The following is an 18,778-nucleotide window of genomic DNA, read 5'->3' on the forward strand; positions in this document are numbered from 1 at the left end:
AACGCAAGCTTTGGTCCCGGCCTTTTTCGGCTGCTGGCTGGCTTCACCGCTTTGCCAGCGATTGGCCCTTGCGCTTCGACGGTCGAAGCGGTCAAGTCGCGCCGCTTTTTGCCAATAACGATATGGACCTCTCGATGTTCTTTGCATCCGACAACTGGGCGGGCGTCCACCCCGACATTTCAGCCAACCTGTCGCGCCATGCCGCCGGCATTGCGACCGCCTATGGTGACGGCGACCTTGACCGCTCCGTCTATCGCCGCTTCAACGAAATCTTCGAGCGAGAGGTGCAGGTCTTCTTCGTCGCGACCGGCACTGCGGCCAACGCACTTTCGATGGCTGGATTGAACCGTATCGGCGGCATCGCGCTTTGTCATTCCGAAGCGCATATGAATGTCGACGAGTTCGGCGCGATGGGCTTCTACACCGGCGGCGCGCGCACGGCGCCGGTCCCGGGACCGCTGGGGCGAATGAACCCGGAAGCTCTCGACCGGGCTATAAAGCGCTATTCGCAAGATCTGGCCCCGGCCGGTCAGCCGATGGCGGTCACTGTCACCCAGGCAACCGAGGTCGGCACGATCTACAGCGTTGACGACGTCAAGGCGATCGCTGAGGTGAGCCGTCACCATAAACTGCCGCTGCACATGGACGGCGCGCGCTTCGCCAATGCCATTGCCGCGACAGGCGTCAGCCCGGCCGAAATGACCTGGAAGAGCGGCGTCGACCTCATCTCCTTCGGCGGCACCAAGAACGGCTGCTGGATGGCTGACGCGGTGGTTATCCTCAATCCGGACGTCGGTAAGGATTTGCGCCTGCTGCGCCAGCGCGCCGGACAGACCTTCTCCAAGGCCCGCTTCATCTCGGCCCAGTTCGAGGCCTATTTCACCGACGATCTGTGGCTGCGGATGGCCGGGCACGCCAATGCGATGGCCGCGCATCTGGCTGAGACGATCGAAGATGCGCCGGCCGGCAAGCTCGCCTGGCTGCCGCAGGCCAATGAGGTGTTCGCCATCCTCGGCCGCGCGACAGCGGAAAAGCTGCAGGCAGCCGGTGCCAAGTTCTACGAATGGGGCGTGCCGCAGGGTTTCGAAGGGCACCTCGGTGACAATGAAGCGATCTATCGCTTCGTCGCCAGCTTCGCGACCACGACGGAAGAGATCGACCGCCTCGGCCAGTTGCTTGGCTGAGCTTCCTGCAATTGGGACCAGCTAGATGACAAGGCCTTCCCTTGGTTCAACGATGCGGCTGGTTCGTCCGGCGCCGAACGTGCTGGGCTTCTACGATGGCCGCATCGATGGCGTTCGCATCTGGTCGGACGAACCGAATTGGCTCGATGACGGCGCTTATACGCTCGGCATCTGCACCTATGCGATCGTCGATGGATCGCAGGCGCTTGTCTATGACACGCACATATCCCTGCCGCATGCCCGCTACATCAGGCGAACGCTCGAAGAGATGGGCGTAACCTCGATACGTGTCGTGCTCAGCCACTGGCATGACGACCATATTGCCGGCAACGAGGTGTTCAAGGATTGCGAGATCATCGCCAACCGCCTCACTGCCGCGGCGCTTGAACGCGGCCGGGCCGACATCGAGGGCGGCAATCCGCCGATCAGGCCGCTCGTGCTGCCCAACAGCATGTTCGAGAACAGCCTCAGCCTGACGGTCGGATCAATCCCGATCGAACTGCGCCAGGTCGAAATCCACAGTCATGACGGCACGGTGCTGCTGATGCCCGACGCCGGCCTGCTGCTGGCGGGCGACACGTTGGAGGACTCCGTCACCTATGTCTCGGAGCCGGAACGCCTGAACGAACATCTGGTCGACCTCGAGCGCATGGCCGGCTGGCGGTTCGATCGGATCCTGCCCAACCACGGTTCCTTGGAGGCAATCGAGGCCGGCGGCTATGACAGAAGCTTCATCGCGGCGACCCAGGCCTATGTTCGAAAGCTGCTTGCCTGCCGGCAGGACCCCGACTTGGCGAACCATGACCTGAGGACCTTCGGCGCCGACATATTTGCCACGACCGCGACCGAGTATTTCGCGCCATACGAAGCGGTCCACCGGCAGAACGTCGCGACTGTTGTCGCGGCAAAGGACCAATAGGATGCGCTAGAGCAATTCCAGGAAAAGTGTGAGCGTTTAAGTCCGACGTCTTCGCCGTAACCTTCCGTCCGGAATTGCGTTAAAACAAAGAGATAGAGCGGTTCGCCGTTTCCGTGAAACGGGAAACGCTCTAGGCCAGGAAGGGCCGCATCAAAAGTTCGAAGCCGAGCAGGATCAGGAAGATCAGGAACCATCTGCGAAAGGTTGCCGGACTGATCTTCCGGCGCAGGATCTGCCCCAGCCACATGCCGAGCAAGGCCGGCAGCACGGCAAGCGAGGACATCGCCAGATGTCCGGCGTCGAACGCGCCATGCGAGGCAAGGCCCAGCGCCAACGCGATTGTCGACACAGTGAAGGAAAGACCGAGCGCCTGGATGAGATCGTCCCGGCTCAGGCCCAGCGCCTGGATATAGGGGACGGCAGGAACCACGAAGACGCCGGTGCCGCCGGTAACCAGGCCGGTGAGGAAACCCACGACAGGCGAAAACCAGCGCTCTGCTCTCACAGGAAGCGAAGGCTGCCGCGCCAGCAATGTGTAGGCGGCGTAAAGAAAGAGAGCCGCGCCGAGGCCGGCCGTCGTCCATTTGACATTGTCGCTGGCGAGCAGCCAGGCGCCGATAATCGTGCCCGCCAGAATGCCGGCCATCATCAGCCAGAGACGGCGCAGGATGGCAGAGAAGCTCGGGCCGGCGAAAAGCTGCCAGACATTGGTAATGAAGGACGGCACGATGAGCAGCGATGCCGCCGTCACCGGCGGCATGATGGTGCCCAGCAATCCCATGGCCAGCGTCGGCAGGCCCATGCCGGTCACGCCCTTGACGATACCGGCGAGCAGGAAGGTGATTGCGATCGTGGCCGTCGGCAACACGGAAAAATCGGACATCGCCCTTCATGATCCGCCGCTGCGTGGTTCAAAAGAGCCAGAAAGCCTCGTTGCCGATGGCACAACAAAAAGCGGCGCCTCGCGGCGCCGCTTTCGTCTCGGGAGGGAGACGACTTGGGTCTTGGATCGAGCTCGCGGGTTACGCGGCCTTGGCTTCGATCTGCTTGGCCTTGTCCGAGGACTGGGTGATCGCGATCTTTCGCGGCTTCAGCTCCTCGGGAATGTTGCGCGTAAGGTCGACGAAGAGCAGGCCGTTCTTCAGCGTAGCGCCCTGGACCTCGACATGATCGGCAAGCTGGAATCGGCGCTCGAAGGAACGCGAGGCAATGCCGCGATAAAGCAGCTCGGAACCCTCGCTGTTGTTCTCTTCCTTGCGCTCGCCCTTGACGGTCAGCACGTTGCGGTGGGCTTCGATCGAAATCTCGTCTTCCGAGAAGCCGGCAACGGCCATCGAGATGCGGTAGGCGTTCTCGCCGGTGCGCTCGATGTTATAGGGCGGGTAAGTCTGCACGCTCTCGGGCTGGCCGAGCGAGTCGAGCATGGTGAACAGCCGGTCGAAGCCGACGGTCGAACGATAAAGCGGGGAAAAATCAACGTGACGCATGAGGTGTTCTCCTGTTGAGCAACATGGTTTGCGTATGGCCCGGTGCGAAACCCTCGAAAGGCGTTCCGGGTAGGCCAGCGGCCCCGGTATCGGCGGCCGCAACCTTCATTTGGGAAGCGGAAAAAGCCATTTCAAGGTTTTTGACCGGCACAAAGCCGCCATGTTGATGAACGGCAGATGAACCCGGGCTTCGGCATCCGTTCAGCCAGGCCTCGCTAAGCTTCGGCCAAGTTGGAGCAATTCCAGGAAAAGTATGAAGCGGTCAGGCTCGGCGACTTCACCGCAGCCTTTCCATCCGGAATTGCGTCAAGACGAAGAGACAAGCGGCGCCTTCACCCGGCGCCGCGACGAGGCCGAACCGGGTGCAACGTCCCTTCCTCCCGGATCGACAGAGGCCGGAAGTGCGCCGCAGGCACTTCCGGCCTTCCACGTTCGTGACGCCTTTGCTTTTGCCGCCTGGCCGTCTATCACCATGCCGACGCCTCGCCCGTCCGGGCAACAACAACCAGCGACGCGCCGAATGACGGATCTTTTCCACCACACCGAGGATAATCCCGCGCCGCAGAATGCCGCGGGCGGCTTCTTCACCACACCTGACGGCAAGAAGATCCGCTACGGCGTCTTTGCCGCCGTCGCTCGCCCGCTGCAGGGCACGGTGGTTCTGCTGACCGGGCGCAACGAATGCATCGAGAAATATTTCGAGACCATCCGCGACCTCGCCGATCGCGGCTTCGGCGTCGCCGTCCTCGACTGGCGCGGCCAGGGTGGTTCCAGCCGGCTGCTGGGTAACCGCCAGCGCGGCTATGTCCGCAGCTTCCGCGACTATACGCGCGACCTCGAGCAATTCTTCGAGGAGATCGTGTTGCCCGACTGCCGCGGCCCCTATTACATCCTCGCCCATTCGACCGGAGCCGTGATCGCGCTGCTTGCCTCGCCGTCGATGGTCAATCGCGTGCGCCGCATGGTGCTGCTGGCGCCTTTCCTCGCCGTGCCCGATCTGCCGGTTTCGATAGGCACACTGCGGCGCGTCTGTGCGGTCCTCTGCGCGCTGGGACTCGGCCGGCTTTATGCCGCCATGGGTCCACGGCCGAAAGTGCCGCCGCCTTTCGAGGCAAACAAGGTGACGTCGGATCCCGCGCGCTACCGGCGCAATGTCGGCATCTACGAGGCCTGGCCGCAGCTCGCGCTCGGCGGCCCGACCATCCGCTGGCTGAAGGCCGCCGCCGCGGCCGCGGAAGCCGTCAGCGATCCGGATTTCATGGCAAGGGTCCAGGTGCCTATGCTGATCGTCGCGGCTGGCGCAGACCGCGTGGTCTCGACCAGGGCCGTTGAAGCCTACGCCAGGAAACTGCGCGTCGGCTCGCTGCTGATGATCGACGGCGCGGAACACGAACTCCTGCAGGAGAAGGACATCTACCGCGAACAGCTCTTGGCGGCTTTCGATGCCTTCATCCCCGGCACCGGCGACGCCGCCTGATCGCGCTTTAAATCCGGCCGCTGCCGGCCGTCGCCGCGGCGCCGGTCAACCGCGCAGCGCGGCCATTGCCGCCGCATGAAGCTCGGGCGTCGCCGCCGCCAATATGTCGCCGCCGTTTTCCGCCGGCCCGCCTTCGAAAGTGGTGATGACGCCGCCGGCCTTCTCGATGATCGGGATCAGCGCGACGATATCGTAGGGTTTCAGGCCCGGATCGGCGACGATGTCGACGCTGCCCGCCGCCAGCATGGCGAAGGCGTAGCAGTCGGTGCCGTAGCGGGCGAGCTGGACCTTTGTCTCGAACTGGTCGTAGCGCTTGCGCGCATCGCCGTTGAACAGCGCAGGCGTGGTCGTGAACAGCGTCGCTTGCGCGAGATCGGTCGTCTTTCGGGTTGTGAGCCTGCGCGGGCCGCCCGGTCCTTCGAAATGCGAACCGGAAGCGTTGGCATAAAACAGCTCGCCGGTGAAAGGCTGCGACATCATGCCGGCGACCGCGTCGCCATCGACGGTCAGTCCGACCAGCGTTCCCCAAACCGGGATGCCGGAGATGAAAGCGCGCGTGCCGTCGATCGGGTCGATCACCCAGACATGACGGCTGGTTATGTTCTGGCTGCCATGTTCCTCGCCGAGAATGCCGTGATCGGGATATTCGGAAGAAATCAGCGCCCGGATCACCCGCTCGGCCTCACGATCGGCCTCCGTCACCGGATCGAAGCTTCCCGCCAGCTTGTTGGTAACCACCCCCTGGCTGCGGAAGCGCGGCAAGGTTTCCGCGGCGGCGGCATGCGCGATGCGCCGCATGAAATCGAGGCTGATATCCAAATCGCTCTCCCCATCGCGGCCTTTGCCAGCCGCTCTTTCTCGCAGAACAGGCGCGCCGAAGACCAGTCAAGCGGCCGCTATCTGTTGCCCGAATGCCACATTTGAGCCGCCGAAGCGGAATTTCCACATCATATTGAATTAAAAAAGCCTGGTGTCGATTGACATTTGTGCGCCGCACAATAATTTTGTCATCGGACAGGTTATCCTGTCCATGCCCTCCTTGGGCGTTTCCTCCCTAGACTTCGACCGTGTCGTGAAAACGATGCGGTCTTTTTTTCGGGCAATTCCGGGAAAAGTGTGAAGCGGTTTTCCGTCCGGAATTGCGTTTATAAAGAACTCGGCGCGCCGACCGCGCCGTCATTCCGCCGCCAGCGGCAGATCGACGAAATGATCGTCGGGCATCGACATGAGGTCGGCCGAAAAGCGGGTCAGGTTGTCGGCCAGGGCATCGAAGCCGGCCGATTTCTGGAACGTCCGCTCATCCATATAAAGCCCGCGATTGACCTCGACCTGCAGCGCATGCAGATGCCGCGCCGGCCTGCCATAATGCTCGGTGATGAACCCGCCGGCATAGGGCTTGTTGTGCGCGACCGTGTAGCCCATGCCGACAAGCAGGCTGATCGCCATTTCGGTGAGCGCCGGCGAGGCCGAAATGCCGAACCGGTCGCCGATGATGAAGTCGGGCCGCGCGCCGTTGTCACCGACGCGGATGCTGGCCGGCATCGAGTGGCAGTCTATCAGCACGGCGTAGCCGAACCTGGCATGCGTCCTGGTCAGGAGCCGCTTCAGCGCCTCGTGGTAAGGTTTGTACACCGCTTCGATGCGCGCCACGGCTTCGGCCAGCGGCAGGCGTCCGGGATAGATGTCGAGCCCTTCGCCGACCAGTTTCGGCACGGTGCCCAGTCCGCCCGCGACACGGGCCGAGCGGATATTGCAGAAGGACGGCACCGGCTCGGCGAACATGCGCGGATCGAGTTCCCAGGGCTCGCGGTTGACGTCGAGATAGGCGCGCGGGAAATTGGCCGACAGCAGCGGCGCGCCGAGTGCAACGGCGCCGCCGAAAAGCTCCTCGACATAGCAGTCCTCCGACCGGCGGATGGCGTTGCGGTCGAGCCGAGCCATGGCCAGGAAACGCTCGGGATAATGGCGGCCGCTATGCGGTGAGTTGAAAAGGAAGGGGACGCGCTGTTCGGCGCCCGATCGGATTTCGAAGGGTGGAACGACCGAAAAATCCTCGGCTGCCGTCTTCAATTTGCACGAACCAGGAAACAGCATTGCATCATGACGTAAAACTGCCACCTTGCGTTCGGCATGTCCAGCATTTCAGGCGGCGAAACCGCACCTCGAGGCGGATGCGGGATGCCCTTCATTCACTTGATGTTTACCGACGCAACCTCATATACAGGATGGTTAACGGCCTTGCCCGGCGGCAGGCCTGGGGCGGGTGATTCGGACGGGACATGATGGCACGCATTCTGCTGGCGGAAGACGATGACGATATGCGCCGCTTCCTCGTCAAGGCGCTGGAACGCGCCGGCTACCAGGTGAGCGATTTCGACAATGGCGCCAGCGCCTATGAGCGGCTGCGCGAGGAGCCTTTCTCGCTGCTCCTGACCGATATCGTCATGCCGGAGATGGACGGCATCGAGCTTGCCCGCCGCGCTACCGAGATCGACCCGGACCTCAAGGTGATGTTCATCACCGGCTTTGCCGCGGTCGCGCTCAATCCCGATTCCAAGGCGCCCAAGGACGCCAAGGTGCTGTCGAAACCCTTCCACCTGCGCGATCTCGTCAACGAGGTCGAGAAGATGCTGCAGGCGGCCTGAGGCACCTTCGGCAGCCATCGGCGCGCGCCGCGCCGATGCGACAAACGGAAGCCGTCTTTCCACATTCCCACTATTGACGCGCCGGATCAAAAGTGGTGTATGCGCGGCTTCGGATGGGCGTGTAGCTCAGCGGGAGAGCACTGCATTGACATTGCAGGGGTCACAAGTTCAATCCTTGTCACGCCCACCATCCTTCCAATAACTTAGCTAAGCCCTGCGCTGGTTGGCACGAACGGCTTGTATAGGCTTTCCGTGGATTGCCTCACCTGCACGCGGAAAGCGGTTCCTGACGTTGCCGAGCTGGTGAACCGGCTCGGGCCTGATCGCCTTGCTTGCATTGGGACCTAGTGAAGGTCATCTTCTGCCACGAGTGTCGCGAAGCCGACCGCGATGACCACAACTTGCAATTACCAATCACACGATGGCACCAGAGCGGCACGGGAGGGAGCAGCACCATGATGAATACGTACGTCCAAGCGTATCGAGAAAACGGCGTAGAGGAAGTGAATGGTTTTTTGAAGCGGACCTTCAAAGACGATAGCGAAGGTCTTGTAATTGAACTAGGGCGGCTTGAGGAAACCGGCCTCTGGCGAATTTTGTGGCACCGAAGCGGGCGCACAGGGCGTCACGATTTCGGGGTGGTCACGGACTACTTGGGCGGCGATTGAAGCCGCTGCGTCTACCGCCGCCGCCAGGGACGACCGAGGCATACTGAGCGGAGTTGCCGTGAGGTGAAGGTGAAGGAAGGGATGGAGTTAAGCGGCGGACTTGAAGGCTTCTTGCGGAGAGTCAAGAGGAATGATCCTGGCAGTTCGGCTAAGAAGCCGAATATGCGGTGTCTTCTCAGGATCAGTCGGCACGGCAATGCGAACCGTCTTGTCCGCACCGATGTCCTTCACATCCAGGAACTTTGCTATGGCCGAGTTCACTGCAGCTGGGTAGGGAGTAACCAGTTCAAAAAGAGCTGGTCGACCGTCAAGGCTAACGACAGCATCGAATTCCCAAGCGTCTGTATAACCCACAAACTGCTCGCTCCGTTGAATGGTCCTTGCGGGGAAGGCACTCTTGAGAACGTCCCAAAGCAGCCGACGCTGGTCACCGGCCCGCTTCTCTGAAAGCGCTTCTGCAGTGCTATCAACGGCATATTTTGAGGCATTGCCAACAGCTATAGCTGCGGCAACTAAAGCTTCGCGCGGCACCTCGAGGTCGAACAGCATATGGCTGTCATACCGCACAGCAAACCGCTCGGCCGCGCGCTTAGCGATGTTGTTGTAGATATGGCTTCCGCCCATAAGGTCGGCTTCTCGCCGGCCAGACCCAAAATCGGAAACGATATATCCGTCCGGCGTCTGCTCCATGCGAAGGACGACCCTGCTTCCACCTGGGTAGAGGAGCGGAGTCACTACGACTGGTATGCCGTTCGTCTCCTTGGCATAGGACAGCGCTTGTGCTACTTCTTTGGCAACCGAGTTGGCTGTGATGTCCATAGGTCAGAGCAGCCTTTCTTGCCATTCTGGCGCTGGCAATTTGCTAGCGCCATCGATGTTGAAGTGCACTTCAACCAGTCTCAGCATATCACGAAACGACGCGGGCTCGCTATCCACAGGGATCGCAGATGGTAAATTTTGGAATGGGCCAAAGGCTTTACGGCCTAGCCGAGAGTTGTCCCAACAATGATGAATGTGGGACGTTTCAACGATCGGTGGCGTCTTCAGTTTTTTCCAATGGCGGTTGATATGGGGAGAATATGGCCAACAGTCGAGGCGCGCGATAGGTATCCACCCATCGTTTTCGACCTGCAAGAGAGCGGTTACGTCTTCTTGGGGACGGTTTCGCCAAGCTTGTATGCGAAGCTCGACCCCTTCAAGAGCGGCACCGGACTGATCAGCGAGAAGAGACACTAGGACGAGTTGGTCTGACTCGTTGGCGCCCTCGCCGGCCTTCTTCCTCGAACTACTGCTGATCTCCCAGCTAGGCCAACCGAAGATGGCTTTTGGCATCTCCGCGATGCCGATCCAGCGCTCTACCAGAGTTCTGTCGCGAGGCGAGTCCTCGGACGCATCCATAAATAGTCCCCGTGTGCCTCGGTCATTCCACAGTGCTGGACTTCCTCAGCACTCGACGAATAACCAGCTTTGTATCTGGGGAACTGTCGCAAGGGAAGATCGGTACCTTGGCACAGAAACGGCACAGATATGTTTGAATGTTTTTACTCTGTTTATGTTCTTTTGCGGGCAGATTTCGCAATGAACTCAATGAACGCACCGGATCGACATTGCAGGGGTTATAAGTTCAATCCTTGTCACACCCACCGTCCTTTCAATAACTTGAACATTCCGTCTGGCACGGAACTTCTTGCGGCACTGCTGACGGCTGCTACCCAAGATCCCCTTCGAACATGACGAGCACGCGGTTCGACGCTTTCAGCGCGAACCGCTTGGCTTCCTCGTAAGCCGGGTCGGCGTAGCAGGCCTTGGCGATCTCCAGGGACGGAAATTCCACAAGGATCATGCGCCGGGCATCACGCGCCTCTATGAGCAGAGGCGGCTGTTTTGTCGTGTTGATCCGTGCCTGGTACTTTTCGCCGATAGGCTTCCAAAGGCGGCTGTATTCGGCCTGCGCCTCCTGATCCGAAATCTCGGTTCCGACGACGCTTGTCCAGTGAGCCTGGGAATCGGCGGTTGTGACGGGTAATTGGCAAGCATCCTTTGCTTCTCCAGCTATTGCGGCGCATCTACTGAATAGAGCCGTGACACGATCCGACTAACAGGCTACGCAGAGCCGAGTTCGGGAGGATCATTCTAATTCCAATCGAGACACAGTTCTTCTGTCAGCCAGCAACTGCAAGCGGACTGCGATTTCCGGCCGCGAGCCTCGACTCGTGAGCTCTGGCCCGACAAAACGCCCGGTCTGGTTGCGCGTCTATCTTGAGCTCAAGCGCGCAGGCAAACTCGCCGGCGCGCCGCTTGCCACCCTCGCCCGCATTCGCGAACGGGCGAAAAACAAGGCCGTCCGCGATCGTCTGGCACGACAGCGTGTCGATGCTGCCCGCAGAGCCTACGAGACGTCGCGGTCTGCCCCTGTGAAGGACAGCTTCATGCTCGTCCGCATCATCGGCAATGACCTGGAACCGCGACACAGGAAGGGCCAGTCATACGACAATGTCCGGTTCATCCTGGACAACGAACCGGTCTTTTCGGACTGCGAGAAATTCTGGATCGTCAATCGGATTGTCGACCCGAGCGAGGAAGCGCGCATCGTCGACCTGCTGCAAAGCCGCGGTCAAAGCTTTCACGCAATCCCGTTCGATCTCGACAGCTACCGGCAAATTCCCTGGAACACCGACGGGCTGGCGGCGAACGAATCCAGGTTTACCAATGCCGACAACCGGCCGGGCGGGCAGAATGCCTCGCGTTACGAAACGCATGTCCGGCACCGCAAGAACCTCTATGCGATGAACAATAACGGCGCGCGCAACGCGGCGCTGGAAATTGCCCGCGGGCGGGCCAAATGGCTGATGGCCTGGGACGGCAATTGCTATCTCACAGCGCCGGCCTTCCAGCAGATCCGGACGGCGATCGAGCACAATCCCTATTTTCACTATGTCGTCGTGCCGATGGCGCGCATCGTCGACAACGCGCTTCTCCTCGACGAGACCTTCACGCCGCCGGCGGAGGAAGAGCCGCAGATCATTTTTCGAAGCGACACGACCGAGCTGTTCGACGAAAATTACGGCTATGGGCGCCGGCCGAAGATTGAAATGCTATGGCGGCTCGGCGTCCCCGGACTATGGGACCGGTTTCGCGACGATGCATGGGACATCCCGCGCCCCCGCCTTGCGGCGGATGCCGGGCTTTTCCAGAATGCGGGCTGGGTTGCGCGCCTGGATTCAGGGCGTTCGCACCTGGAAGTCGGCCGGGCCGGTTTCCGCGCCCGGCTGGGCAAGCGCGACGAGGCGATCGTCGGCATGCTCGACCGCTGCGATGCCAGAGCAGCCGCCCAAAAGCTCGATCCCTTGCGCCTGGCTTACTACGACGAGGATATGCTGGTCGCCGTGCGCCACGGGCAAAACCCGCATGTCCAACAAGAGCTGCGTGCCGGCGCGGAGCAGGCGCTCCTTCGCGGTCCGTTCAGCGTCATGGACAAGAGCGGCCGTGCCCCGAGCGGCGATCCGCATGACTATTTCCAGCCCGCACCATATTGGTGGCCGGATCCGCGAAAGCCGGATGGTCTTCCCTTTATCCGGCGCGACGGCGAACACGCTCCCGGCACCGCACTGTATGCCACGGGCAGTGAAGCCTACGATCGAACACGCCTGCAGCGGGTTCTCGACGACACCACCGTGCTTGCCCTGGCGACGACCGTGCTTGGCGACTTGCGCTACGCCAGTCATGCCGCACGGCTCGTCCGTACGTGGTTCGTGGACCCCGCGACCAGAATGAACCCGAACATGCGCTATGCGCAGGTGCGACGCGGGCGCGACAACAATGAAGGCCCGGGATACGGCATCCTTGAACTCGCGGACCTCTACTTCTTCCTCGATGCGGTCAGGTTGATCGAGCGGACTGGAGCGCAGGGCGAGCGCGACAGCCATGGCTTCAGGGCCTGGCTTTCTTCATATTGCGAATGGCTGGATACCGCGCCGGCCGCGAAATTTGAATTCTACCGGCTGAACAATCACGGTGTTTTCTTCGATCTGCAACGGGCGGCCATCGCAGCGTTCCTGGGTGACGGCGCAGCACTTGCGAAAACGGGACTCTATGCCCGCGAAAGGATCGCTGACCAGATCGCGGCCGATGGCCGCCTGCCAGAGGAACTGTCACGCACCCGCCCGAGGCACTACGCCATGTTTGCCTTGCAGGGATGGACGGCGCTGGCGCGAATCCTGTCCTCGGTCGGCGACGATCTCTGGGGCTATCGGGCCAGGGGCGGACAGGGGCTGGTCGAGGCTCTGCGCTGGGTGGCGGCACATGCCGATACCCTGGCCACGATACGCGGCGAAAAATTCGACGAGGAGCGCATCCAGCCCTTGCTGGACGATCTGGCGCGGCATGATGGCGGCGAAACCATGCCCGCAGGCATGCAACCGGAAGCAATGAAGCTGGTCTTCCATCCGGACTGCGCGATCCCGCCATTCTGGATATTGCGGCGGCCCTGATTTCTCATGCGGCGCCTGCGCACCAGCACCGAGCCGACCAATACAGATGTGCCGGCGGAACGCAAATCCCGCGCGGGGGATCGGCTCAGATGCCGGCCACCGCCAACAGGGTCTTCATCCTGGCGGCGGCAAGGTCAGGGTCGGCTAAGAGACCGGCCAGGTCGGAGAGGCGAAAGACATCCGCGTAGTGGCATATGCCGCGCGCCGACTGCATGCCGCCCACCATCGTGAAGTGATCCTGATGCCCGTTCAGCCAGGCCATGAAGACGATGCCGGCCTTGTAGTATTCGGTCGGCGCCTCGAAGATCTTTCGCGACAGCGGCACGGTCGGCGCCATCAGCGCATCGTAACCGGCCTTGTCGCCCTCCGCCAACTTCGCCAGCGCGGCGTTCGCCACCGGCGCGATGGCGTCGAAGATGCCGAGCAGCGCGTGCGAGTGCCTCCTGCCGTCTCCGGCGATCAGCTCCGGATAGTTGAAATCGTCGCCGGTGAACATCACGACCCCGTCGGGCAGCCGGTCGCGCAGCAGCACTTCCTTGCCGGCGTCGAGCAGCGATATCTTGATGCCTTCGACCTTGCTCGCGTGCCGCTCGATGATGGCCACGACCGTGTCGAGCGCGGTATCGAAATCATTGCTGCCCCAATAACCCTTGAGCGCCGGATCGAACATGTCGCCCAGCCAGTGCAGGATGACCTTGCCCGACGCCTGGCTCAGCATGCGGTCATAGACGCGGGCATAATCGTCCGGCCCCTTTGCCACCGCCGCCAGCGCCCGGCTCGCCATCATGATCGCCTTGCCGCCCTCGCCTTCGATGAAGGCGAACTGTTCTTCATAGGCGCCAACAACGTCGTCGAGCGTTTTGGCCGCCGCCGGCGCCAGATGGTCGGTCCCCGCGCCCGAGGCGAGGTCGGCGCCCGGCACCGTTTTAGCCTCCGCGATCGAGCGGCGGATCAGTTCCTTCGCGCTCGCCCAGTCGAAACCCATGCCGCGTTGAGACGTATCCATGGCCTCGGCGATGCGGAAGCCGAGGCGCCACAGATGGTGGCGAAACGCCATGGTCCTGTCCCAGTCGACCGCCGGCCGCGACCACGGATTGGTCATCGCGAAGGGGTCGGCAACGACATGGGCGGCGGCATAGGCGATGCGCGAAAAATGCGCGCCTGTTTTCGGCTCGACCGGTTTGCCGACAAGCCGGTAGCTGACCCGCTCGCCGTTTCCCGCAGGCAAGATGATGTCCATCGAACTCTCCCGTTGCAGCCGCTATAAATGGAACGTTCCAATAAATCAATAAGCTTTAGGATTCCAGATATCCGAGCCGGCGAGAGCAGTGCCAAAACCTAGAAACCCTTGCAGTGCCTGTGTCTTTGAACCGCTCCAATCAATTTTTGGAATCCCACAAGAATCTCGATTGACTCCGATTTCGAACGATGATTAGAACGTTCCAATAAATTCGCTCAGAAAATGTGGAGGATGGGACGAGGATGGCCAGCCGGGCCAAGGCAACGATCCTGGACATTGCCCGCGAGGCCGGCGTGTCCAAATCGACGGTGTCGCTCGTGCTGCAAGGCAGCGGGCTGATCCGGCCTGAAACCGCGGTCAAGGTGCGCAAGGCGATCGAGGATGTCGGTTATGTCTACAACCGCGGCGCCGCCAATTTGCGCAAGGCCCATTCCAATGTCATCGGCATGGTGATCAACGATCTCACCAATCCCTTCTTCGCCGAGCTTGCGGTCGGCATGGAGCGCGTCTTCCAGGCGGCGGGCGTGGTCCCCTTCATCGCCAACACGGCGGAGAACCCCGTGCGTCAGGAAGAGGTGCTGAAATCGCTGATGGAGCAGGGTGTGGCCGGCCTGATCGTCTCGCCGGCGCGCGGCACCATGCCGGGCGCCTTCCGCCGCATCGAAACGGCCGGTGTGCCGATCGTCTTTGCCATGCGCCGGTTGCCCGACAGCCGCATCCCGGTGATCGCGCCGGACAATCATCGCGGCGCGGTGCTTGCCACCGAGCATCTGATCCGCAAGGGTCATCGCCGCCTGGCGTTCTTCGGCGGCTCATCGGACCTCGTCGTCTATCACGAGCGGGTGGGCGGTTTCCTCGAGGCCTGCGAAACGCTTGGCATCCCTGCCGCTGACCGGTTGATTGTCGAAGGCGAGACCAGCCGTAAGGGCGGCATGGCTTGCCTGGAGACAGCACTTGCTGCGGCCCAGCCGCCGACGGCAGCACTCTGCTTCAACGACGCCGTTGCCTTCGGGGTAATGCTGGCGCTGCGCCGGCGCAATCTGGAAGCAGGAGCCGACTTTGCCGTCGTCGGCTTCGACGACGTGGCGGAGGCCGAGCATTACAGTCCGGCCCTGACCAGCGTCGCCGTCGACACCGCCGGCCTCGGCGAGCGCGCGGCCCACGTCATGCTGAAGATGATCCAGTCGCGCACTACGCGCGCCGAGGACCATATCGGCGCCGTCAGCCTCGTCGTCCGGGAAAGCAGCGGCCCGGATCGCAACAAGCAAGTGGGAGACGCGGCATGAGCGTGCGATGGGGACTGATCGGCGCCAGCACGATCGCCAGACAGTTCATGATCAATGCCATGCGAGCGCAGGCCGATGGCGAGGTCGCTGCCGTGATGAGTTCCAGCGCGGAACGCGCCGAAGCTTATGCCCGGGAAAATGGCATCCCGGCGGCCGTTTCGACGCTCGACGCGCTGTTCGCGGCCGACATCGACGCCGTCTACATCTCGACCACAAACGAGTTGCACCTCGAACAGGGGCTTGCGGCGATCAAAGCCGGCAAGCATGTGATGTGCGAGAAGCCGCTGGCGCTTAACAGCTCGGATGCACGCAAGATGGTCGCCGCCGCCAAGGCGGCCGGCATCGTCTTCGGCACCAACCATCATCTGCGCAATGCCGGCGCCCATCGCGCCATGCGCGAGGCGATTGCCGCCGGCCGTATCGGCAAGCCGGTCGCCGCGCGCGTCTTCCACTCCGTCTATCTGCCGGAAAACCTGCAGGGCTGGCGCATCACCAGGCCCGAGGCCGGCGGCGGCGTGGTGCTCGACATCACCGTCCATGATGCCGACACACTGCGCTTCGTGCTCGGTGACGATCCGGTCGAGATCTCGGCCTTCACCCAGTCAGCCGGCATGGCTGGCGGCGGCCTGGAGGATGGCGCCATGTGCATCTGGCGCTTCAAGTCCGGCGTCATCGCGCAATCGCATGAGGGCTTCACGACGAAATTCGCCGGCACCGGTTTCGAGGTGCACGGATCGGATGGCTCGCTGATCGCAAGCAATGTCATGACGCAGAAGCCGGTCGGCTCGGTGCTGCTGCGCACTGCGAAGGGCGAGGAAGAATTGAGCTTCGACCGCGAGGATCTCTATACGCGTTCGCTGCGCCAGTTCCACGCCGCGATCCGCGGCGAAGGCCAGCCTTCAGCCACCGGCGAGGACGGCATCTGGTCGCTCGCATCCGCCGAAGCCGCCTTGCAATCGTCGAAGACCGGCAAGGCCGTGACGATCGACCCGCAACTTGGGGGTCTCGCGTGAGCAAGCTCGTCTCGGCGGCCCACGCCGCCAGCCTGATCAAGGACGGCATGGTCGTATCGGTGTCGTCGTCGAGCGGCCTCGGCTGCCCGGACGCGGTGCTCGCCGCGATCGGCGAGCGCTTCGACGCGGAAGGCCATCCGAAGCACATCACCACGTTGCACCCGATCGCCGCTGGCGACATGTACGGCATCAAGGGCATCGACCATCTCGCCAAGCCGGGCTTGCTCAAGCGAACGCTCTGCGGCTCCTATCCGTCAGGTCCTTCCTCTTCCGAGCCGCCGCAGATCTGGAAGATGATCGGCGACAATTCGGTCGCCGCCTACAACGTGCCTTCCGGCATCCTGTTCGACATGCATCGCGAGGCCGCCGCCAAGCGGCCCGGCGTGCTGACCAAGGTCGGCCTCGACACGTTCGCCGATCCGCGCCACCAGGGCTGCGCCATGAACGCCGCGGCCAGCGAGCCGATCGTTTCGGTGCAGCAGTTCGACGGCGAGGAATGGCTCTATTTCCGCGCCATCGTTCCCAACATCTCCATCATCCGCGCCACTTCCGCCGACGAACGCGGCAACCTCACCTATGAGCATGAGGGCGCCTATCTCGGCGGCCTCGAGCAGGCGCTGGCTGCCCGCAACAATGGCGGCATCGTCATCGCGCAGGTCAAGCGCGTCGTCGAGAACGGCACGCTGAAGCCGCATGATGTGCGCGTTCCAGGCATCCTGGTCGACCATATCGTGGTGGCGCCCGACCAGTTGCAGACGACGCTGACACCTTACGACCCAGCGATCTCGGGCGAGATCTTCCGGCCGCTGTCGACCTTCCGCAACGCGGAGATGAACGTCCAGAAGGTGATCGCCCGCCGGGTCGCCATGGAATTGCGCGACGGCATGGCCGTCAACATCGGCTTCGGCATCTCGGCCAACGTGCCGCGCATCCTTCTCGAGGAAGGCCAGCACGGCAAGGTCACCTGGGTGATCGAGCAGGGCGCGGTCGGCGGCGTGCCGCTGCTCGACTTCAAGTTCGGCTGCGCCTCGAACGCCGAGGCGATCATGCCTTCGCCGCATCAGTTCATCTATTTCCAGGCCGGCGGCTTCGACGCTTCGCTGCTGTCCTTCCTGCAGATCGACCGCCACGGCTCGGTCAACGTCTCGAAGCTCTCGGCGCGGCCGCATGTGACGGCCGGCGCCGGCGGTTTCGTCGACATCACGTCGAGGGCGAAGAAGATCGTCTTCTCCGGCTTCTTCAATGCCGGCGCCAAGCTTTCGCTGGCCGACGGCGCCATCCGCATCGACCAGGAAGGCAAGGTCAGGAAAGTGGTCGACGAGGTCGAGCATATCTCCTTCTCCGGCAAGCGCGCGGTCGCGCAAGGGCAGGACATCACCTACGTCACCGAACGCTGCGTGATGAAGCTGACGCCGGGCGGCCTGATGGTGACGGAACTCGCGCCCGGCATCGATCTCGAACGCGATGTGCTGGCGCAGGCCGACATTCCGCTTGGCGTCGCCAACGACCTCAAGGTCACGCCCGCGGCGCTCTATCGGGACAGGCCGATCGGCCTGTCGCTAAACGGCGGCGCCTCGCTCGGAGGCGCGCATGGCTGAGCGTCTCGTCACCTTCGAAAAGGACGGCGCGATCGGCATCGTCACGCTGCGCCGGCCGGAGAAATTCAACGCGCTTGACATTCCGATGCTGCGTGCGCTCGAAGCAGCGCTTGATGACGCCGAGCTGGCCGAGGGCGTGCGCGTCGTGCTGATCCGCGGCGAAGGCAAGGGCTTTTGCGCCGGCGGCGACGTCGAGGCCTGGGCCGCGATGAGCGCCGCCGACTTCCAGGTGCAATGGGTGCGCTACGGCCACCGCGTCTTCGACCGGCTGGCGCGGCTTCGGCAGCCCACCATCGCGGTGCTGTCCGGCCATGCGCTGGGCGGTGGGCTGGAACTCGCGGCCGCCTGCGATTTCCGCGTCGCCGAAAACCAGGTGAAGCTCGGCTTTCCAGAGACTTCGATCGGCGTTGTGCCGGGCTGGTCCGGAACGCAGCGCGCCGTGCGCCGCTTCGGCGCGCAAGTCGTGCGCCGCATGGCGCTCGGCGGCGAGATTTTGCTGGCGGCCGAGGCACTGGCGCTCGGGATCGTCGACCGCGTCGTCGAAACCGCCAAAGCGTTCGGTGAGGCCAAGGCCTGGGCTGAAAAAATCGCCGAGCGCGGCCCGCTGGCGACGGAAGCCGCCAAGCTGATGATCGGCGTTGCCGAGGGCGAGGAGGATGCCGCCGCGACCGAGGCGCTGGCCAGCGGCTTCGTCGCGCTCACGGCCGACCTCAAAGCCGGCGTCGGCGCTTTCAAGGCCAAGCAGAAGCCGGAATTTTCGAGATCCTAGAG

At 62.6% G+C, this 18,778-nt stretch carries 17 protein-coding genes and 1 tRNA gene; 11 read left to right on the forward strand and 7 right to left on the reverse strand.

Going from position 1 to position 18,778, the window contains the following annotated elements:
• The first annotated feature begins 134 nt into the window (after window positions 1–134).
• Both AC0L2L_RS04190 and AC0L2L_RS04195 read left to right on the forward strand, forming a co-directional pair.
• Window positions 135–1,184 (forward strand): threonine aldolase family protein, encoded by a 1,050-nt coding sequence (locus AC0L2L_RS04190; protein WP_473576645.1) that lies wholly within the window; start codon window positions 135–137, stop codon window positions 1,182–1,184.
• Window positions 1,185–1,209: 25 nt separating this feature from the next.
• Window positions 1,210–2,103: an MBL fold metallo-hydrolase gene (locus AC0L2L_RS04195; protein ID WP_473576386.1), complete on the forward strand. Its 894-nt coding sequence runs from the start codon at window positions 1,210–1,212 to the stop codon at window positions 2,101–2,103.
• Between the two features lie 130 nt (window positions 2,104–2,233).
• Here AC0L2L_RS04195 and AC0L2L_RS04200 read toward each other — a convergent pair whose 3' ends face one another.
• Together AC0L2L_RS04200 and AC0L2L_RS04205 are read right to left on the reverse strand one after the other, a co-directional pair.
• The gene (locus tag AC0L2L_RS04200) at window positions 2,234–2,986 is read right to left on the reverse strand and encodes a sulfite exporter TauE/SafE family protein (protein WP_473576387.1); all 753 of its coding nucleotides are present in this window, start codon (window positions 2,984–2,986) and stop codon (window positions 2,234–2,236) included.
• Between the two features lie 139 nt (window positions 2,987–3,125).
• Complete coding sequence (locus tag AC0L2L_RS04205; RefSeq protein WP_473576388.1) at window positions 3,126–3,590, reverse strand: Hsp20 family protein; 465 nt, start codon at window positions 3,588–3,590, stop codon at window positions 3,126–3,128.
• Window positions 3,591–4,110: 520 nt separating this feature from the next.
• Here AC0L2L_RS04205 and AC0L2L_RS04210 point away from each other — a divergent pair.
• Window positions 4,111–5,067 carry an alpha/beta fold hydrolase gene (locus tag AC0L2L_RS04210; protein WP_473576389.1) on the forward strand — a complete coding sequence of 319 codons (957 nt, stop codon included), beginning with the start codon at window positions 4,111–4,113 and terminating at the stop codon, window positions 5,065–5,067.
• 45 nt (window positions 5,068–5,112) lie between these two features.
• Here the strand turns inward: AC0L2L_RS04210 and hisN are convergent, their stop codons facing one another.
• Together hisN and AC0L2L_RS04220 are read right to left on the reverse strand one after the other, a co-directional pair.
• A complete protein-coding gene (gene hisN, locus AC0L2L_RS04215; protein ID WP_473576390.1) occupies window positions 5,113–5,886 on the reverse strand; it encodes a histidinol-phosphatase in 774 nt (257 codons plus the stop codon).
• Between the two features lie 357 nt (window positions 5,887–6,243).
• A complete protein-coding gene (locus AC0L2L_RS04220; protein WP_473576647.1) occupies window positions 6,244–7,161 on the reverse strand; it encodes an N-formylglutamate amidohydrolase in 918 nt (305 codons plus the stop codon).
• A 188-nt stretch (window positions 7,162–7,349) separates the two neighbouring features.
• Here AC0L2L_RS04220 and cpdR point away from each other — a divergent pair, with 188 nt between their 5' ends.
• The 3 genes from cpdR to AC0L2L_RS04235 all read left to right on the forward strand — a co-directional run bounded on the left by cpdR (window position 7,350) and on the right by AC0L2L_RS04235 (window position 8,380).
• Window positions 7,350–7,712 carry a cell cycle two-component system response regulator CpdR gene (cpdR, locus tag AC0L2L_RS04225; protein ID WP_006199474.1) on the forward strand — a complete coding sequence of 121 codons (363 nt, stop codon included), beginning with the start codon at window positions 7,350–7,352 and terminating at the stop codon, window positions 7,710–7,712.
• A 115-nt stretch (window positions 7,713–7,827) separates the two neighbouring features.
• Window positions 7,828–7,902 (forward strand) — tRNA-Val (locus AC0L2L_RS04230).
• 265 nt (window positions 7,903–8,167) lie between these two features.
• Window positions 8,168–8,380, forward strand: a complete 213-nt coding sequence (locus AC0L2L_RS04235) for a hypothetical protein (RefSeq protein WP_473576392.1) — start codon at window positions 8,168–8,170, stop codon at window positions 8,378–8,380.
• A gap of 87 nt (window positions 8,381–8,467) precedes the next feature.
• On the opposite strand, the gene AC0L2L_RS04240 is transcribed toward AC0L2L_RS04235, so the two are convergent.
• Together AC0L2L_RS04240 and AC0L2L_RS04245 are read right to left on the reverse strand one after the other, a co-directional pair.
• Window positions 8,468–9,199 (reverse strand): hypothetical protein, encoded by a 732-nt coding sequence (locus tag AC0L2L_RS04240; protein WP_473576393.1) that lies wholly within the window; start codon window positions 9,197–9,199, stop codon window positions 8,468–8,470.
• Window positions 9,200–10,088: 889 nt separating this feature from the next.
• Window positions 10,089–10,436, reverse strand: coding sequence for a DUF1330 domain-containing protein (locus AC0L2L_RS04245; RefSeq protein WP_473576649.1), 348 nt, complete (start codon window positions 10,434–10,436; stop codon window positions 10,089–10,091).
• 373 nt (window positions 10,437–10,809) lie between these two features.
• Between AC0L2L_RS04245 and AC0L2L_RS04250 the strand changes: the two genes are divergently transcribed.
• Window positions 10,810–12,870, forward strand: coding sequence for an alginate lyase family protein (locus AC0L2L_RS04250; RefSeq protein ID WP_473576395.1), 2,061 nt, complete (start codon window positions 10,810–10,812; stop codon window positions 12,868–12,870).
• 85 nt (window positions 12,871–12,955) lie between these two features.
• Here the strand turns inward: AC0L2L_RS04250 and AC0L2L_RS04255 are convergent, their stop codons facing one another.
• Window positions 12,956–14,110 carry a dihydrodipicolinate synthase family protein gene (locus AC0L2L_RS04255; RefSeq protein WP_473576397.1) on the reverse strand — a complete coding sequence of 385 codons (1,155 nt, stop codon included), beginning with the start codon at window positions 14,108–14,110 and terminating at the stop codon, window positions 12,956–12,958.
• Between the two features lie 242 nt (window positions 14,111–14,352).
• Here AC0L2L_RS04255 and AC0L2L_RS04260 point away from each other — a divergent pair, with 242 nt between their 5' ends.
• Genes AC0L2L_RS04260 through AC0L2L_RS04275 form a run of 4 tightly spaced genes read left to right on the forward strand, consistent with a single transcriptional unit; the run spans window position 14,353 to window position 18,776 of the window.
• The gene (locus AC0L2L_RS04260; protein ID WP_473576398.1) at window positions 14,353–15,396 is read left to right on the forward strand and encodes a LacI family DNA-binding transcriptional regulator; all 1,044 of its coding nucleotides are present in this window, start codon (window positions 14,353–14,355) and stop codon (window positions 15,394–15,396) included.
• Window positions 15,393–16,409 (forward strand): Gfo/Idh/MocA family protein, encoded by a 1,017-nt coding sequence (locus AC0L2L_RS04265; protein ID WP_473576399.1) that lies wholly within the window; start codon window positions 15,393–15,395, stop codon window positions 16,407–16,409. Before AC0L2L_RS04260 ends, AC0L2L_RS04265 begins: the two co-directional genes overlap by 4 nt.
• Complete coding sequence (locus AC0L2L_RS04270; RefSeq protein ID WP_473576401.1) at window positions 16,406–18,007, forward strand: acyl CoA:acetate/3-ketoacid CoA transferase; 1,602 nt, start codon at window positions 16,406–16,408, stop codon at window positions 18,005–18,007. Before AC0L2L_RS04265 ends, AC0L2L_RS04270 begins: the two co-directional genes overlap by 4 nt.
• The gene (locus tag AC0L2L_RS04275; RefSeq protein WP_473576402.1) at window positions 18,000–18,776 is read left to right on the forward strand and encodes an enoyl-CoA hydratase/isomerase family protein; all 777 of its coding nucleotides are present in this window, start codon (window positions 18,000–18,002) and stop codon (window positions 18,774–18,776) included. Before AC0L2L_RS04270 ends, AC0L2L_RS04275 begins: the two co-directional genes overlap by 8 nt.
• The last annotated feature ends 2 nt before the right edge of the window (window positions 18,777–18,778 follow it).

The sequence above is a fragment of the Mesorhizobium sp. WSM4832 genome, assembly GCF_055811115.1.

Coding starts and splice junctions, on each gene's coding strand:
- AC0L2L_RS04195 (WP_473576386.1), top strand. CDS start 1,210: ATGACAAGGCCTTCCCTTGGTTCAACGATGCGGCTGGTTCGTCCGGCG.
- AC0L2L_RS04265 (WP_473576399.1), top strand. CDS start 15,393: ATGAGCGTGCGATGGGGACTGATCGGCGCCAGCACGATCGCCAGACAG.
- AC0L2L_RS04190 (WP_473576645.1), top strand. CDS start 135: ATGTTCTTTGCATCCGACAACTGGGCGGGCGTCCACCCCGACATTTCA.
- AC0L2L_RS04275 (WP_473576402.1), top strand. CDS start 18,000: ATGGCTGAGCGTCTCGTCACCTTCGAAAAGGACGGCGCGATCGGCATC.
- AC0L2L_RS04240 (WP_473576393.1), bottom strand. CDS start 9,199: ATGGACATCACAGCCAACTCGGTTGCCAAAGAAGTAGCACAAGCGCTG.
- AC0L2L_RS04220 (WP_473576647.1), bottom strand. CDS start 7,161: ATGCTGTTTCCTGGTTCGTGCAAATTGAAGACGGCAGCCGAGGATTTT.
- AC0L2L_RS04210 (WP_473576389.1), top strand. CDS start 4,111: ATGACGGATCTTTTCCACCACACCGAGGATAATCCCGCGCCGCAGAAT.
- cpdR (WP_006199474.1), top strand. CDS start 7,350: ATGGCACGCATTCTGCTGGCGGAAGACGATGACGATATGCGCCGCTTC.
- AC0L2L_RS04200 (WP_473576387.1), bottom strand. CDS start 2,986: ATGTCCGATTTTTCCGTGTTGCCGACGGCCACGATCGCAATCACCTTC.
- AC0L2L_RS04255 (WP_473576397.1), bottom strand. CDS start 14,110: ATGGACATCATCTTGCCTGCGGGAAACGGCGAGCGGGTCAGCTACCGG.
- AC0L2L_RS04250 (WP_473576395.1), top strand. CDS start 10,810: ATGCTCGTCCGCATCATCGGCAATGACCTGGAACCGCGACACAGGAAG.
- AC0L2L_RS04235 (WP_473576392.1), top strand. CDS start 8,168: ATGATGAATACGTACGTCCAAGCGTATCGAGAAAACGGCGTAGAGGAA.
- AC0L2L_RS04260 (WP_473576398.1), top strand. CDS start 14,353: ATGGCCAGCCGGGCCAAGGCAACGATCCTGGACATTGCCCGCGAGGCC.
- AC0L2L_RS04205 (WP_473576388.1), bottom strand. CDS start 3,590: ATGCGTCACGTTGATTTTTCCCCGCTTTATCGTTCGACCGTCGGCTTC.